The following is a 17,288-nucleotide window of genomic DNA, read 5'->3' on the forward strand; positions in this document are numbered from 1 at the left end:
AACAAAGGAGAATCGACCCATTTGAGACCGCCCGACAATCAGGAGGTTCACTGTTGAGTGTATTATCACTAGATAGTGGTTAGCGGATTAACTTTCAAGTCTGTCAATTAAGTAAGACAGTTAGATTTAAAACCTCATCACATCAATCACATGGCGGTGTATGGTGACCGTGACGCATGCTAGTCATGGCTTCTTCCATCTCTGCATCAGAAAGCCACTGTGGCGGCAACGGATTCACGATTAAGCGATAGTCATCAATGGTTTGCTCTAACGGCTCGTCTTCGGTCTGAGGCGAGATAATGGCGACCTTCAAATCTGGGTTGAGAAGATGGATACGATGGGCAATACCCAATCCATTTTCAACGTGAAACGCCCCGGCAATGTGCATGATCTTGTCATTAGGATGCTGCTTTAGAAAGTTCACAATGCTTTCTGCCATGGTGTCATCCCAAGCAAGTTGGGCGAGGTACTGATTTTCTGTCTTGGCTTCATCGCCATGAAACATAGCCGCGAAGAACTTTTCTTTGTAGGGAGATTCGTCGTCATGCAAGGTGGCGGCAACATATTGTCTTTTTTCTTTAGGGAGACGGTCGAGGTAGTCCTCACCTTCAGCCGCGATACAACGCACAGTGTCTGCGGGCGCATTGGAGGCGATGATTGCCAAGCTGTTTTCTTTGGCAAACTCGACCAATGGACGATAGCTGCTGTTGTAATTCGACCAACGATGGGTTTGGCTCAGCAGACTGTTTTCGCCGATTTCTCCGGCAAGATATTGATTAATCACGGCTTGGTCTGGGCGCGCAAACTGCTCCATTGAAAGAGCCATATTTGACGAATTGGATGCTAATTCTGCCAGCAAAGCTGCCTGAAATAGGTGGACGCCAGAATGAGAGTGCCATTCACCGACCAGAACAACATCAGCGTGTTTTAATTCAGTGGCGAGTTTATTGAGTGAGTAGGGTTCACCAGATGCGGATTCAATGCGGTAATCGTATAGCGTGCCCGCTAACGTGGGAGAGGGCGAATAGCTGGCCGTTTGGCTGCAACCTGCGAGCGTCAGGCAAAGCAGGGAAGAAACAAGCAAAGAGCGCATCAGTGTAACCATCCTTTATACAAAGGGTCAGATACGCTCCATTATGGTAGAACGGATTACTTATGCAATCTTACGGTAGACGCGCAGGGTGAAATCCGCTTCACATTCAAACTGTTCTGCGTCTTTCAATGTTTGCCACAGGCTTTCCGGTGCACGCCATGCAAACGGCGTCATTTGCAGCAGGGTCGTAGCATCTGCACTGTTCAGTGTCATTGGGTACGCGACAGTTTGTTCGGTTTCCAATGCAAAGCCCGGCAGTTCTTCTACGGGCACATCGTGCAGGCGTACGTCGTCATAGATGCCTGCTTTCAGTTGATACAAGTGACGAGGTCCAGGTGTGACGGTAACAACCACGCCGCTGTCTTTAACGGTACGTGCCAGTTCGTCGCCGTTACATGGCGCATAGATGCGTACAACGCCGTCTAACTGGTTATCCGCAAACGGCAAACGTTGGCTTGATGCAACGAGGAAGTCTACGTTAGCGTAACGCTTTGCCGCATAGCGGATCATCACTTTTGAAATATCGAGGCCAAAGACCTTGGTGCTTGGCATTTCATCGGCGAAGTAGCTGGTGTAGTAGCCCTCACCACAGCCGATATCTAATAGCTGACCGTCGGCTTTTTCAGCCAGCAGGTTTTTCAGTAAATCGCTGACGGCATCGCGCATAGGCTGGTAATGGCTACCATCCAAAAACTGGCGACGGGCCTGCATCATTTCCTTGTTATCACCCGGATCCTTTGAACGCTTGTGTTGAACAGGCAACAGGTTTACATAGCCCTCTTTTGCCAGATCGAACTGGTGGTTGCTGGCACATTTGTAGGTGCGAGCAGAAAGAGAAAGTGGCTCCTGACAGAGCGGGCAAAGGTATGACATAGCGATATTTCGGTTAGTGGCCGTGATTGAGCGCAAAGGATACGGCGCAAGAGCTCTTGGTTCAAGCTAGGCAAGGAAGTTAGCAGTAATAAGCAAAGCTAGAGGGCCTATTACTGAGTCAAAAAGTGGGTCTTATGTTTCTCGTTGCGTTGCGGGCAAGCGTTAAACCATTCCCGATCTATCAATCCAATCTTTTAGCACGCTGAAAGTGAGCACCATTGAAACTAAGGGGACGGCTAAATCCCACAAGAGCAAATAGCGATGTCTAACACTTCTAGATACGAAAATTCGATAAACATCTGCGATGACAGTAATGAGCAATATTGGGATTAAAACAAAGGGTGAGTAGACCACCGTAGACGAGAACAATTGGCTGAATCCATCCCCAAAGCTATCTATGGCGTCGAAGTAATTCACAACATAGGTTACGGACGCAAGGAGGAGCAGTACTGTCGCCGTTAAGCGGAAGATATTTGTCATCATTTAATACCTAGATTTACTAATTTTTTTGCTAATTCCTCTCGACGTTCCTTTCCCTTATCGTTATTCCCAGAATAGTAAAAATGACCAACTTCCCGTTTCATTTGAAGAGCTAACTCCCAAGATGATTCAATGAGCTCGCCATCGCTAATCCCCGCATAGATTGGATCCCCTTGTTCCTTTAAGTCCATGATAATCACATTTTTGATGTTCGTATGGGATTTCACCGCTTTTACCAGACTGTGATTAATAGGAGCACCAATGAGCACGAGGTTGTCAACAATGATTCCGTTGTTGGCATGATACATTGCTGATCTTGCTGAAATTACGCCACCCCAAGAATAGCCAATCAACGTAAACTCCCCGCCTTGGCTGGGTGTTGGTGCTGAGACATTCAATGCTTGTAGGGAGAGATCTAACGTCCTCGGCTCTAGTTTGACGACAAGTACAGAATTGGGACAGTCATCACCATAGGCGTTTTTGCCAGAATAATTTACCCATTCAGTATCCCCCAATACGTATTTTGATTCGATTTTACATTCGCTAGTGTTCACCATTTGAACCGCTATTGGGTCATTTTCGGCCTGATTATAAAAAATTACAGAGGTCGCATCCGCGCCCATATCGATGTATTCGTTGTACTCAAGATCATCACCGTTCTCAAATAAGCCTGAATAGTTGCCACATACAGCACGCTTTACACCCGCTTGCATCAAAGCACGCACCATATCGTATTGATAGTCTCCGCGCATACCTGCGCCGCCCAAGAAAACAACTAAGTGGTCTTTTTCTTGCTCAGCATCTGGTTGGTTATCAACTGGAGATTGCTGCGCATTTTGAGAGTCCAACACTGATTGGTTTTTGTAGAAGCTAGTATTTTCATTGGAAGGGATATTGGTAGCCTTATTAGCTGTACTATTCTCACGCATTTTACGTGAGATAAAGGCATCTTTTTCCGAGGTTACTTCATAAGTCTTGAGTTTCTCACCTCCTCCAACCCCCTTGATGTTTGAAGGCATATTCATATTCGGGATGATAGAGACATATTGTTTTGGCACGCTGATCTTCCATGATGGCGATGAATAAGAACATTATGAGGAAAACGGAATCCCCTGGGGCTATCAAGTTTGCGAAGAATGGTGATTTGCAATTCCCGTAATCCACAAACAAAAACACCCGCCTAAGCGGGTATTTGATAATCACAAATCGCGATTACTTGTTCTTACGGTTTGCCGCCCAAACGTACAGCAGGTCAGTCGCGATGGTCGCAGCTGCCAGTGAGGTCAGGTCTGCGTGGTCGTAAGCAGGAGCCACTTCTACCACATCCATACCAATCAGGTTGATACCTTGCAGTGAACGGATCACTTTCAGGATCTTATCCGTGCTCAGGCCGCCACATACTGGCGTACCAGTTCCCGGTGCGTAAGCTGGGTCCAGACAGTCGATGTCGAACGTTAGGTAAACCGGACGGTCGCCAACGCGGGTTTTGATAGCATCTACGATTTGCTCTACAGACCAATCGTTCGCGGTTGCCGCGTCGATGACTTGGAAGCCCAGTTTATCACTGTGCTCAGTACGGATACCGATTTGGATTGACGCGTGTGGGTCAATCAGACCTTCTTTCGGTGCCGTGTAGAACATGGTGCCGTGGTCGAACTCGCTACCCTGATCGTAAGTGTCAGTGTGCGCATCGAAGTGAACCAGCGCCATTTCACCGAACTGCTTCGCGTGTGCACGCAGCAGTGGCAGGGTCACAAAGTGGTCACCACCGAACGTCAGCAAGGTTTTGCCTTCCGCCAGCAGGCTGGTGGCATGCGCTTCCAAACGCTCGCTCATGTTTGCTGCGTCACCGCAATCGAATACCAAGTCACCGCAGTCAGCGATCTTAATTTCATCAGTCAGTGAGAAATCCCACGGCCATTTTTTACCTTCCCACGCGAGGTTGGTAGAAGCCTGACGGATAGCACCAGGGCCCATGCGAGCACCTGAACGACCAGTGGTCGCCATATCAAAAGGCACGCCCGTGATAACGATGTCAGCGTCACAACCTTGTGGTGCGAAAACCAAAGGCTGGCGAAGGAAACCGAACGCATTTGCGTACAGTGAGTAGTCTGGGTAGTTGGCCAACGTTGCCATAATAAAAATCCTTACTAAGGCCGCCAGCGCTAGCTAGCGGCCAGAAATAATTACGCGTGACGAATATCTTCGAGGTAGGTGTAGCCGTTCAGGCCTTCAGCCATTTCCGCCAGAATAGAGTCATGTTCTTCTTCAGGCAGGTGCTCTTTCACCATCTCTTCGTATTGCTCAAGGAACTGCGCAGGGTCTAGGTGAACATAACGCAGTACATCGCCCACGCTGTCGCCACGCTCAACATCTTCGATTTCATAGCCGCCATCGTCTTTACAACGCACTACGCTACATCGGTGTCACCGAACAGGTTGTGCATGTCGCCCAAGATTTCTTGGTATGCGCCAACCAAGAAGAAACCCATACGGTACGGTTCTTCGTCAGTCCAAGCAGGAACGGCCAATGTGCTCTCAATGCCTTGGCCTTCCACGTATTGTTCAATCGCGCCGTCTGAGTCACAGGTAATGTCCAGCATCACTGCGCGGCTTTCAGGTGCCTTGTCCAGCTTGCTCAGTGGCAGCACAGGGAAGACTTGCTCAATACCCCACGCATCTGGCAGCGACTGGAACAGCGAGAAGTTCACGAAGAACTTGTCTGCCAGACGGCCGTTCAACTCGTCCAGTACTGGGCGGTGTGCGCGGTTTTTGTGTGACATCTTGCAAGACAGCTCGTAGCAAATACGCAGGCTGATTTGCTCTGCCCATGCGCGCTCTGCGAAGTTCACCAGACCCATTGAGAACTGGATGTGTACTTCTGCCAAATCGTTTTGGTTGTCGTGGTAGATCTCAACCAGTGAACGGTGATCGCTCGACTGGCTCAGTTCTTTAAACGAACGCCACATGTTGTGCAGGATTTGCGGTGCATCTTCTGCAGGCGCAAACACTTCTTCACGCTGGTAGCTTTCAACGCCAACCACATCGGTCACCAGAACCGCGTGGTGTGCGGTCAGGTTACGGCCAGATTCAGAGATGATGCGCGGCATCTTGATGTCGTATTCTTTACACACGTCACCGACGGTGAAGACTACGTTGTTCGCGTACTCGCGCTGGCTGTAGTTCATTGAACAGCTGCTTTGGCTGCGCGTGCCTTCGTAGTCGATCGCCAAACCACCACCAACGTCCAGCGTGGTCAGGCCCGCCCCCATTTGGTACAGCTCAGCAAAGACGCGTGCCGCTTCGTTAACGCCAGAGCGCACATCGCGGATGTTCGACATTTGCGAACCCAAGTGGAAGTGCATCAGTTGCAGCGTGTCCAGCATGTCGTGTTCGCGCAGCTTTTCCATCACGGTCAGAACCTGTGACGCAGACAGGCCGAACTTCGACTTCTCGCCGCCGCTTGCTTGCCACTTGCCTTTACCTTGCGAAGCAAGGCGCGCACGCAGGCCCAGACGTGGTTTCACGCCTAATGCTTTGGCTTCTTCCAGCACGGTATCCAGCTCAGACAGCTTTTCGAGCACGATGTAGACTTCGTGACCCAGCTTTTCACCGATCAGTGCAAGACGCACGTATTCACGGTCTTTGTAACCGTTACAGACGATCACCGAACTTGCCTGACGTGCCATTGCCAGCACTGCCAGAAGCTCAGGCTTACTGCCTGCTTCCAGACCCAGTTGACGCTGTTGGCGTGCATACTGGCTCTTCAAAATTTCGCTCACAACCGCTTGCTGTTGGTTTACTTTGATTGGGTAAACCAGCAGGTACTCGCCGTTGTAGCCGTAATCCGCAATCGCGTCGTTAAAGTGTGCACACAGGCTGTCTACGCGGTGGTGCAGGATCTCTGGGAAACGCACCAGTACAGGTAGAGAGGCACCTTTAGCGATAAGCTCATCTGCCAGCGACGACAGGGCAATTGTGTTGTCCGGTTGATTTACGTTCGGACGAACAACCACTTCACCTTGTTGGTTAATATCGAAATAACCTTGACCCCAATATGGCGTGTTGTAGACATCGCGGGCGTCATTTATAGACCAATCACTCATGTTACTTCCTCATCGGTGATTGGGTACGAGCAAAGGCCAGTGACGGCAGACAATATAAGTCCGTCACCGGTAACTCGTACCAGAAAAAGATGGTTAACGCTGGCAGACCTTATTCAGGCATCTGAAGCGACAAATCAAGAAGCACGGCGTCCGCGCTGCGTGTTCGCTTTAACGATGCCCTTTTCCTGCGAACGGGAGTCGACAGGGATTGGGGTTTGTTTTGCGGATGGAGATTAGCTGCGGTGTCGCAAAGGGTTTTCAGGTCGGCTGCCTGAATCTCGTTGTTTGCGATAGATTTCATTGCCATTCCTAAAAAGGCCGCGTGAGTTAAGTACGCGGTATGACAGAGAAAAACGGCTGATCATAGAGCAAGCTTTTTTGTTTGTTTCATTGCTCTACAAGCCCGTATACACCTCGATGAGTTGACTCTCAATTAGTCGGGTGCGTGGCGATTAGACAATCGTTTTGCGCTGGGTGCAAATTAATATTTTTGCTGGTGACGATAAAAATGTGTGGTGATATTAGCCGGATTAGGTGGGGGCTGGTTTTGACAAGGTTGCTGAACTATTTACAGCGCGAATGTGTTGGAAAACCGACATTATTCGATACAAAAAAGCCGCGTCTACACGCGGCTTTTTAGGGAGTGCAATACGGATTACGCACCGATGATTTTGCAGATTTCTGAACCGCTCAGGTGGTACTGACGAGGGCAGTTACGCCATGTTTTCAGCATACGCTGATATTTCTCCAACATTGGCGTTTGGCTGTTGAAATGGTGCAGTGACTTGTCAAACTGTGGGTACAGACCTTCGCTTTCCGTCAAAAAGCGCACGTAGTGCATCAGGTGCGCTTCCGTCGCAGCATCAAAGCCCCAGAATTGCAGGCGGCGAGCATCGACATCGCATTCACAGCGCGAATGGTCTTCCAGCATACGGTGTGATTCCTGAAGTGCATGGTACATCTCCATGAAATCTACAACCTGACGGCATAGGTCTTCAGACAGTTCACCAAAGTCCTTGTCCAGTTCACGCAGTTGTAGCGCGTAGCCACGTTCTACAATGGTTTGTAGGCGACGGTACTTTTCCGCATTTTGCGGATCCATCTGTGCCATCAGCGTGTACTGGTTAGAAAGGATAAGGCGTTGAGCAGCTGTCATTTCCATAAAAGTGGCCTCAAAAAGTAAAAAATCCTTTATCCAAACAAGCGGTTAGTTGGTCGTTTTTATCAGCAAGTTTGGCAATTCATGTGCTACAGATTAGCAGCTCATTTAGGCCATTTTTTTGATCTCACAACGGGAAATATGTGCATTTTTCGCCTTAAATTTTTAAATTGCTACAAAGTGTAAAAAACGAGGAATAAGCGAACAGGGATGGTTTACTGGCAAGCATTTGGATGGTGCGCTTTTGCAATCGCGCTATGGATGAGTCGATCACCGATTGGGTGGCAAAAGTTTCGAAGCGATAAAGGCTATCAGCACTTTGTTTTCGCCAGCGGCTTAATCCTCTTTTGCCTTTGGGCATTAAAAGCTGGGATTAGCGAAGGGCTAGACATTCATTTTCTGGGTATGACAGTGCTAACGCTTTGCCATGGCCCTCGTATCGCGATTTGGATAAGCACACTTCCGCTAGCGTTGATGGTGGCGTTTGGATTGTTACCTTTTGAAGATGTAGGCCTCTATGCCTGACAACCGCCGTCATTCCTGCAGTGTTTAGCTACGTCATTTTCTGGCTGTCTTACCAGTATCTTTCTCGGCATTTGTTCATCTATATCTTCGTCGCGGGTTTCTTCAACGCCGCGTTCACCATTGTCTTTCACTTGTGTGTGGTGTCGGCAGGGTATTGGATATCTGGGCTTCACAGTTGGGATACCATCATCAACAACTACCTGACGCTTGCGCTCTTAGTGTGGTTTCCGGAAGGTTTGCTAAATGGCATGGCGGTGTCGATGATGGCCGTGTACAGGCCGCAACTGCTTCGTACCTTCTATGACCGGGAATATTTGTCCCCGGAGCGTTAAACAGGCATAAAAAAACCGGCGCAAGGCCGGCTTTTTTGAATCTTTATTTAGTACACCACTTTGTGGCCGTACTCTTCCAGAATGCCTTTCAGCATTTCCATGGTTTCTTTCTTCGGTGGGCTCACGTCTTTCAATTCGTATTCGTAACCCAGTGCTTCCCACTTGTGTGCACCTAGTTGGTGGTATGGCAGCATCTCGATTTTCTCGATGTTGTCCATGTCTTTGATGAACTCGCCCAGACGGCGCGCAGAGTCTTCATCATCTGTGTAGCCAGGAACAACCACGTAGCGAATCCAGGTTTTTTGGCCGCGCTTGTGCAGGTAGCGTGCGAAGTCCAGTACGCGCTTGTTTGGCACGCCAATCAAGTCTTGGTGGATTTCGTCGTTGATTTGCTTGAGATCCAGCATCACCAGATCAGAGGCATCCAGCACTTCATCAATGATGTCAGTGTGCTTACGGATGTAGCCGTTGGTGTCCAGACAGGTGTGAATGCCTTCAGCTTGTGCTGCACGGAAAAAGTCACGCACGAACTCAGGTTGCAGCATGGCTTCACCACCTGATGCAGTCACGCCGCCGCCAGATGCTTTAATGAAGTGGCGGTAAGTCACGACTTCTTTCATGATTTCTTCGACAGACACTTCGCGGCCGTCATCGAGATCCCATGTATCACGGTTGTGGCAGTACTTACAACGCATCAGACAGCCTTGCATAAACACGATAAAGCGGATGCCTGGACCATCTACGGTTCCACAAGACTCAAATGAGTGGATACGGCCAATAACCGACATGAGGTTCTCCAAAAAAACTACTGTAAAAAGTAAGGTGTTATTTTATTACAGAATCGCTACTACCTAAAGCGGAACTCTAGGTGTCAGAGGGTAAACTTATCGCAGTTAGGGAATCTGGTTAAAGGATGAGCAGGAAAAGAAACGCAGCTTGTGAGAAAGCTGCGCTTCAGAGGGTTACTTCACAGTGTTGAGGGCAACGGGCGGGCAGAGTGATCGGCTATCCAACAGAGAGCACCATAGGACTTTCCACTCAGAGATGTCATGTGCCGGCATCGGCTTAGCAACAAAGAAGCCTTGCCCATAGTTACAACCCATGTCTCTGAGCGCATTCCACACTTCAATACATTCAATTCCTTCGGCGACGGAGGCGATATCAATACGGTTCGCCACTAAAATGCTGGCTTCAACCAATGCCAAAGAGGTGCGACTGCTGAGCATCGGCAGCACGCAACCCAGCCCGACTTTTACCGAATCCAGTAGTAGGAACTCGACTTGCTGCAAAGTGGCATACCCTGAGCCGAAATCGTCAATTGCGAGGCGAAACCCATGCAAGAGAAGGCGAGAGGCGGCTTCCTGCAGCTGACCGATTTGCTCTAAGTGTTCTGGCTCATTGAGCTCAAAGTAGATGTGCTGGCTAAGCTCCGGAAAGGATTTGGTTTTCTCCAGCAAACGGTCAATAAAATCAAAACTGATAAGATTCTCAACGGAGATGTTTACGCCAACGGGATGACCTTCAAGGTAGTCTTGATGCTTAATCACATCGTCAATGACTTTGAAAGTGAGCTCGGACTCCAGCCCTAACGCCACAAGCTGCGGCAAGAAGTTATGTGGGGTGAGAACGCCGCGCGTCGGATGCTTGAGACGCTGCAAGGCTTCACACGCCATCCACTCGCCATCATTGAAGCGTACGATGGGTTGGAACCAAGTTTCGAAAAGCCCCGCTTTCCACGCTTCTAGTACTTCGGATTCATTTAAGGGAACGAGGTCGGCAGGGAAGTTGGTGTCATGCTCAATGGCTAAGTTCAAATAATACTTGAGCAAAGGAATCGACGCAGGTTTAGGCAAGGTGCCGAGAACATTAAGATGGAAGTTCTCACACATGTTTTTGACGGTATCGAGCAGCTTGGGTGAGGCAGCACTGGTGATAACAATGCACCCAGAAAAGCCACGCTCGGCAGCGTCACTCAATAGCTTGATACCATCGACATCCGGTAAGTCGAGGTCGCAGAAAATCAAATCAGGCTTGTGCTGAATGATTTGTTCCAGCGCAGAGTTGCCGTCAGAGGCAGACATGAGCGCATCGTCCCCTGAGATAAGCTGCATTAACTGTCCAGCGATGACATCACGCTGAAAGGGATGGTCTTCTACGAGCAGTATGTTCATGTATCCCCACTATTGCTTGTTCAAGCATCAATGAAGTTGGTTGTTTTAGCAGTCGCTAATTCTCAGTATGGAAGGGAAATGGGGGAACGTCGACAGAATGAGATACGGTTTAAGTGCTGGAATTTTAGGCATAAAAAAACACCTCCCGAGGGAGGTGTTTTCGATTCAATGAAAACTCAGATTACAGAGATTCAGTGAAAGTACGAGCGATAACGTCTTTCTGCTGTTCTGCAGTCAGAGAGTTAAAGCGAACTGCGTAACCAGATACACGGATAGTCAGCTGTGGGTACTTCTCTGGGTGCTTAACTGCATCTTCCAGAGTTTCACGGTTCAGAACGTTAACGTTCAGGTGCTGACCACCTTCGATGCCTGATTCGTGGTGGAAGTAACCATCCATCAGACCTGCCAGGTTAGAGCGTTGAGTATCGTGATCTTTACCCAGTGCGTTTGGAACGATAGAGAAGGTGTAAGAGATACCGTCTTTCGCGTGTGCGAATGGCAGTTTACCTACAGAAGTCAGAGATGCTACTGCACCTTTCTCATCACGACCGTGCATTGGGTTCGCGCCTGGTGCGAATGGTGCACCTGCACGACGACCGTCTGGCGTGTTACCCGTCTTCTTACCGTACACTACGTTAGAAGTGATGGTCAGGATAGACTGAGTTGGAACCGCGTTGCGGTAGGTTTTCAGCTTACGAATCTTGTTCATAAACTTCTCAACCATTTCACATGCGATGTCATCTACACGGTTGTCGTTGTTACCGAATTTAGGGTAGTCGCCTTCGATTTCGAAATCGATCGCGATGCCGTCTTCGTCACGAACTGGTTTAACTTTCGCATACTTGATTGCAGACAGTGAGTCAGCTGCAACAGACAGACCTGCGATACCACACGCCATAGTACGGTATACGTCACGGTCCATCAGGGCCATCAGAGACGCTTCGTAGCTGTACTTGTCGTGAGAGTAGTGAATTGCGTTCAGCGCAGTCACGTACTGAGTTGCCAGCCAATCCATGAAGTTGTCCAGACCAGTCCAAACTTTATCGAAGTCCAGGTACTCGTCCATCATTGGCTCTTGCTTAGGACCAACTTGCAGTTTCAGTTTCTCGTCCACACCGCCGTTGATTACGTACAGCAGAGTTTTCGCCAGGTTTGCACGTGCGCCGAAGAACTGCATGTGCTTACCAATAACCTGTGGAGATACACAACAAGCGATCGCGTAGTCATCGTTGTCGAAGTCTGGACGCATCAGGTCATCGTTTTCGTACTGGATAGAAGAAGTATCGATAGATACTTTCGCACAGTAACGCTTGAAGCCGTCAGGCAGTTGCTCAGACCACAGAACAGTGATGTTTGGCTCTGGGCTTGGACCCATAGTGTACAGCGTGTTCAGGAAGCGGAAGTTAGTACGGGTAACCAGAGTACGACCGTCACAACCCATACCACCCATTGATTCTGTTGCCCAGATTGGGTCACCAGAGAACAGCTCATCGTACTCAGGAGTACGCAGGAAGCGAACCATACGCAGCTTCATTACGAAGTGGTCGATGATTTCCTGAGCTTCAACTTCAGTGATCTTGCCAGCAGCGATATCACGCTCGATGTACACGTCAAGGAACGTAGAAGTACGACCCAGTGACATTGCAGCACCGTTTTGAGACTTAACAGCAGCCAGGTAGCCGAAGTACAGCCACTGAACAGCTTCTTGAGCAGTTGTCGCAGGACCAGAGATGTCGAAGCCGTATTTCGCAGCCATTTCTTTCATCTGGTTCAGAGCGCGGTATTGCTCTTGGATTTCTTCGCGAAGCTGCATAGTCATTTGCAGATCGTCGCCAGCTTCCAGTTTCGCTTGCAGCGAGTGGAATTGCTTCGCTTTGTCTTTCAGCAGGAAGTCTACACCGTACAGTGCTACGCGGCGGTAGTCACCGATGATACGACCACGGCCGTATGCGTCAGGCAGACCAGTCAGAACACCAGACTTACGGCAGTTCAGGATATCTGGGGTGTAGATATCGAATACGCCTTGGTTGTGAGTCTTGCGGTACTCTGAGTAAATTTTAGAAACCATTGGGTCCAGCTCACGGCCGTAAGCTTTACAAGAACCCTCGATCATGCGCACGCCGCCGTTTGGCATGATAGCGCGCTTCAGTGGTGCTTCAGTTTGCAGACCAACGATCTTTTCTAGATCTTTGGTGATGTAGCCTGCGTCGTGAGCAGTAATGGTAGAGATAACAGAAGTATCGAAGTCTACAGGAGCGTGAGTTGAGTTCTCCAGCTTGATGCCTTCCATAACTTTTTCCCAAAGCGTGTTAGTAGCTTCAGTACCTTCAGTTACCAGGAATGACTCATCGCCCTCGTAAGGGGTGTAGTTCTTCTGAATGAAGTCACGAACGTCAACTTCTTTCTGCCATTCGCCTTCAGCGAACCCTTCCCATGCTTTAGCAAATTGCTCAGACATGATGTACCTACCTTTTTAGTAGAAGAAAACAAGTACTTAGCAGCTTTAAACCACTCCACTGTTGAGCACAGCGGACAGTACGCGAATTAAAAAACGGTAAAAGCAAAAACGCTAATTCGAAAACGTGCTTGATTTTACGCTCTCTTACCCAGTTTTGGATAGCAATTTGGGCAGCTATTTTTAGCTGCCCAAACGGATTTTACAGTAGAGCTGGAATGCCGTACTGATCTTCGAACATACCTACTGCCAGCATAGCGACCAGACAGATCACCAGTACACCAACAGGGATGACGATTTTATCTACAAAAGACAGACGCTCTGCGCGCTCTTTGTCGCCGATAAGACCGTTGTTGTCCAGAAGCATAGTTAGTGCCCAAGCCAGTACAGGGTTAACTACCGCAGCACCGAAGATACAGATACCTGCAGCTTGTGAAGACTTAGAGTCTTTAACCATTTGCATACCTGCTTCAAGCAGAGGCAGTGATACACCTACCAGCAGAGCAACGCGCATTACTGGTGGCCATACTGCTACGTCCATAGGGAAACCTAGGATAGCGATGATCATCACCAACAAACCAAGCAGGATAGAACCGGCTGGGATTGGACGCTTCGCAATTGCCGCAGGGATCATGTATGTACCCCAAGACGATGTGATGTTACCACCACCAACCGCAGTACCTACCATTTGGCGGATAGAACACATGGTCATGGTGTCATCAACATCCATCAGAACGCGTTCAGTTTTCTTCGGGTAGTTCAGCTCTTGGAAAATACGGTGACCCAGGAAATCTGGTGACCACATTGCAACTGCCAGAATTGCAAATGGCAGAGAGGCAATGAAGTGCTCGAAGTTTGGCATGCCAAGCATCCAACCTTCAGAGGTTGAGCCCCACCAGTAAACAGGGTTCAGGTTAGGTAGACCTGTCTCTGTTACAAACTGGATGTCAAAACCTGTACCCAGTGCCAGTGCGATAACCAGACCAGTGAAGGCACAAACTGGAATCGCCAACCAACGCTTGTTGTATTTTGCTAGAAGTGCGTAAAGCGCAATCGTCACGGCAAGAACAATCAGGCCAACGTAGCCCATGCTACCAGCTTCAACCGTTGGAGATTGAATGCCTACAGCCCATTCTTGGATAGACGTGATTTGGCTTACGGTACCGGTCAAGCCCAAGAAGATAAGCAAGCCACCGGCTGTACCTTCCGAGGTGAGGTTAACCAGCTTGGAACCGCCTTTGAGGAAGCTCAATGCCAGACCAAACACACCAATCAAAATTGCTAGAGCAAGAGGGTGAGCACCAGCCAGTGCAATGGTACCGATCAACGGAATCATTGGACCGTGGTTACCCGCTAGGTTTGCACGAGGGTTAATAAAGCCTGATGCAAGAACACAGAACAGAAACGCTGGAATAAGCATTTCTACACGAGCAACTTCGATAGCGAATTGTTTACCCAGTTCGATGTGATCCCATGCAGCTGTCAAGCCTTCGGCCCAAGACATCATTACCGCAGAGTACATCGCGATGATACCAATGGTACCCGCAAGCGCAGGAACAAGGTCTTCAAGCTCGAAACGGAAGTCACGGCCAGGAAGGTTCAGCTTGTAGCGGCGTGGGTTCATGATTTGCAGTTCGTGGTCCAGATAGTCTGAACGCGTTGCGAACTCTGATGCAGGGCGGTGCTTAGCTTGGTATTCGCTTTGCGCCGGGTTGCCAGTTTGCTCGGTTGGAGCTTGGATTGACATAAAGTCCTCTTCGTACAAAAGCAATCAAATTGATTGTCCTCTCGCTCTTGTTAGAATTTTGCTTGGCAATCGTTGTTGCCAAAAGTGTGTTTGCGAGAGGCTAAAATTCGTTACAGGAATACTAACAAAGCCACTTTTTGCAAACTTGATTTAGATCATTTTCGTGAAAATAAATTACAGCTTGATAGGTTTGAAAATAACGAAATGTGACTTAGTAGATGCTTTATTCCACACATTTAGGGCAGTAACGAATTTTTCTGTAATTAAATTACAAGTTGAGACGTTAAGGATGTGCTACAGGAGGGTGATAAACCGGCGATTATACTGTGAAATTGAGTATGATATGAGATTGTAAAGAAAAGACTGCGTTACTGGTCACAGAGTCATAACCAGCAACGCAGAGGATGTGTTGCTATCTAACGAAATACAAAGGCTTAGTTAGCGGCCTTCGCTTTCGCCGCTTGCAGCTTGTGGTAAGAGCCAAGCAGCTTCGTGTGGGCACCGAATGCGGTCAGATCGCCTTCTGGCGCGTCCAAACCGTAGAAACGAATGTCACCTGAAATTGAGTTCCAAACCGCCTCAGTGATGGCATCACCGTAGTTAAAGCCGAACGCTCGACGATACTCAGCAGGGTCACGATTTTCATCTTGTGCCAGCTCTAAGCTCGCGATCAGACAGCGCATGAAGTTCAAGCGGTCTTTGCTGTAAATGGTCGCGTTGTACTCTAAGCTCCATGCGGCGAATTCTTGTGCAGATTCCAAATCGCCCATGGCCAGCGCCAACAAACACTTGAGCTCGCCAATGGTCAGTGATTTCCACGCACTGCCTGCATCCGGTGCAACGCCCATCAGCTCACAAACCATGTAGCTGTCGTCGAAGTCAGACATTTCAAGCACATCAAACAGAGACTCGATTTCTTCGTCGGCATAATCGGTTGCCAGCAGCATGCCCATCGCATCGCGCAGATCGGTACCGCGGTTGTTGTTACAAAGCTGCACTTCTTCTGGTGGGTAGATTTCAGACCAACCTGGAACGATGATACGGCAGCAGTTTACGCCCAAGTGGTCGTAATCTGCGATGTAAGCATCGGCGTCTTCCGCGTGCAGTTTGCCAAGTAGCCATTCCACTTCTTCTTCAGACGTACCGTCGAAGTTCCACTCAGTGAACGCGTAGTCTGGGGTGTCTTTAAACATGTCCCAAGATACGGTGCCTGAAGAGTCGATGAAGTGCGTTTCTAGGTTATGGTGGTCAGCCACGTCTTCATCATGGAAGGACGGTGCCTCAAACACATCCAAGTCTTTCAGGCTACGGCCTTGAAGTAGTTCAGTCACGGTGCGCTCAAGTGCCACTTGGAAGCGTGGGTGTGCGCCCCAAGAGGTGAAGCATGTGCCGTTGTTCGGGTTGAACAGCGTGACACACACCACTGGGTATTGGCCGCCCATAGACGCATCGTAAACCACGATTGGGAAACCTTCTTCTACCAGCGCGTCGATAGATGCTTTGATGCTTGGGTAGCGAGCAATCACTTCATCAGGGATCTCTGGCATGCTGATGCGTTCAGCGATGATGCGGTTTTTAATCGCACGCTCAAACACTTCAGACAGACCTTGGCTGCGCGCTTCTGTTTTGGTGTTACCCGCAGACATGCCGTTAGACACGTACAGGTTGCCGATGATGTTCATCGGGACATACACGGTTTGTTGGTCTTTTTGACGAGCAAACGGCAGGGCACAGATACCACGCTCTTCATTGCCTGATTGCAGGTCAATCAGATCGCTGGCGTTCAGCATCTCTTCTGGATCGTAAAACGCGCGCATGGCGTCATCCAGCAGAGCGTCTGGCAAGGTGTCGTCATCGGTCAGTGGGAACCACTTCTCGTTCGGGTAATGAACGAACTCAGACTCACCGATTTCCTGACCCAAATAGAAGTCAGCATAGAAATAGTTACAAGACAGACGTTCAAAGTATTCGCCCAGTGCAGAGGCTAGTGCCGCTTTTTTGCTTGCGCCTTTACCATTGGTGAAGTTCATCGGTGCATCGACATCGCGAATGTGCACAGACCATACGTTCGGTACAGGGTTCAGCCAAGAAACGGGCTCAACGTTGAAACCAGCGGCCTTCAACTTAGCTTCAAATGCGTTGATGGATTCTTCTAACGCGGCGTCTTTACCGGGGATATAGGTTTTCATGGGATTCTCTGTCTCTTTTGAAGGCGCGAAGTATATACCAACATAGGGCGAACGAAAGGTTTGATATGTTGCGTGCATGCAAAAAATAGACGATTTTCAAGGCTAAGGTTGTGCAATCTGCGTTATAGTCGAGATATCAATTCGTTATTGGCTCAAGGA

Annotated in this window: 13 protein-coding genes and 1 pseudogene; 2 read left to right on the forward strand and 12 right to left on the reverse strand. The window is 49.0% G+C overall.

Annotated features, from left to right (window positions below):
• Positions 1-142: 142 nt before the first annotated feature.
• The 7 genes and pseudogenes from ATN88_RS22905 to ATN88_RS22940 all read right to left on the reverse strand — a co-directional run bounded on the left by ATN88_RS22905 (position 143) and on the right by ATN88_RS22940 (position 7,713).
• Positions 143-1,093: a ChaN family lipoprotein gene (locus tag ATN88_RS22905; RefSeq protein WP_067419949.1), complete on the reverse strand. Its 951-nt coding sequence runs from the start codon at positions 1,091-1,093 to the stop codon at positions 143-145.
• 60 nt (positions 1,094-1,153) lie between these two features.
• Positions 1,154-1,966 carry a 23S rRNA (guanine(745)-N(1))-methyltransferase gene (rlmA, locus tag ATN88_RS22910; protein ID WP_067419834.1) on the reverse strand — a complete coding sequence of 271 codons (813 nt, stop codon included), beginning with the start codon at positions 1,964-1,966 and terminating at the stop codon, positions 1,154-1,156.
• Between the two features lie 479 nt (positions 1,967-2,445).
• A complete protein-coding gene (locus ATN88_RS22920; RefSeq protein ID WP_067419836.1) occupies positions 2,446-3,504 on the reverse strand; it encodes a hypothetical protein in 1,059 nt (352 codons plus the stop codon).
• 154 nt (positions 3,505-3,658) lie between these two features.
• Complete coding sequence (gene speB / locus ATN88_RS22925; protein WP_067419837.1) at positions 3,659-4,582, reverse strand: agmatinase; 924 nt, start codon at positions 4,580-4,582, stop codon at positions 3,659-3,661.
• Between the two features lie 50 nt (positions 4,583-4,632).
• Positions 4,633-6,551: pseudogene (speA, locus tag ATN88_RS22930) on the reverse strand (biosynthetic arginine decarboxylase).
• 109 nt (positions 6,552-6,660) lie between these two features.
• Positions 6,661-6,852: a hypothetical protein gene (locus ATN88_RS22935; RefSeq protein ID WP_067419838.1), complete on the reverse strand. Its 192-nt coding sequence runs from the start codon at positions 6,850-6,852 to the stop codon at positions 6,661-6,663.
• Between the two features lie 354 nt (positions 6,853-7,206).
• Entirely contained in the window at positions 7,207-7,713 is a 507-nt protein-coding gene (locus ATN88_RS22940; protein ID WP_067419839.1) for a YfbU family protein, read from the reverse strand.
• A 258-nt stretch (positions 7,714-7,971) separates the two neighbouring features.
• Between ATN88_RS22940 and ATN88_RS27935 the strand changes: the two genes are divergently transcribed.
• Complete coding sequence (locus tag ATN88_RS27935) at positions 7,972-8,235, forward strand: hypothetical protein (protein ID WP_232313493.1); 264 nt, start codon at positions 7,972-7,974, stop codon at positions 8,233-8,235.
• A gap of 20 nt (positions 8,236-8,255) precedes the next feature.
• Complete coding sequence (locus tag ATN88_RS27940; protein WP_232313494.1) at positions 8,256-8,567, forward strand: energy-coupling factor ABC transporter permease; 312 nt, start codon at positions 8,256-8,258, stop codon at positions 8,565-8,567.
• Positions 8,568-8,614: 47 nt separating this feature from the next.
• On the opposite strand, the gene pflA is transcribed toward ATN88_RS27940, so the two are convergent.
• The 5 genes from pflA to ycaO form a co-directional block, all read right to left on the reverse strand.
• The gene (gene pflA / locus ATN88_RS22950; protein WP_067419840.1) at positions 8,615-9,355 is read right to left on the reverse strand and encodes a pyruvate formate lyase 1-activating protein; all 741 of its coding nucleotides are present in this window, start codon (positions 9,353-9,355) and stop codon (positions 8,615-8,617) included.
• 174 nt (positions 9,356-9,529) lie between these two features.
• On the reverse strand, positions 9,530-10,738 hold the full coding sequence (locus ATN88_RS22955) for an EAL domain-containing response regulator (protein WP_067419841.1): 1,209 nt from the start codon (positions 10,736-10,738) through the stop codon (positions 9,530-9,532).
• A 181-nt stretch (positions 10,739-10,919) separates the two neighbouring features.
• Entirely contained in the window at positions 10,920-13,196 is a 2,277-nt protein-coding gene (gene pflB, locus ATN88_RS22960) for a formate C-acetyltransferase (protein ID WP_067419842.1), read from the reverse strand.
• A gap of 199 nt (positions 13,197-13,395) precedes the next feature.
• Complete coding sequence (locus tag ATN88_RS22965) at positions 13,396-14,940, reverse strand: DUF3360 family protein (RefSeq protein ID WP_067419843.1); 1,545 nt, start codon at positions 14,938-14,940, stop codon at positions 13,396-13,398.
• 434 nt (positions 14,941-15,374) lie between these two features.
• Complete coding sequence (gene ycaO / locus ATN88_RS22970; protein WP_067419844.1) at positions 15,375-17,129, reverse strand: 30S ribosomal protein S12 methylthiotransferase accessory factor YcaO; 1,755 nt, start codon at positions 17,127-17,129, stop codon at positions 15,375-15,377.
• Positions 17,130-17,288 lie beyond the last annotated feature (159 nt).

This window comes from Enterovibrio coralii (genome assembly GCF_001559595.1).
GTDB lineage: Bacteria > Pseudomonadota > Gammaproteobacteria > Enterobacterales > Vibrionaceae > Enterovibrio > Enterovibrio coralii.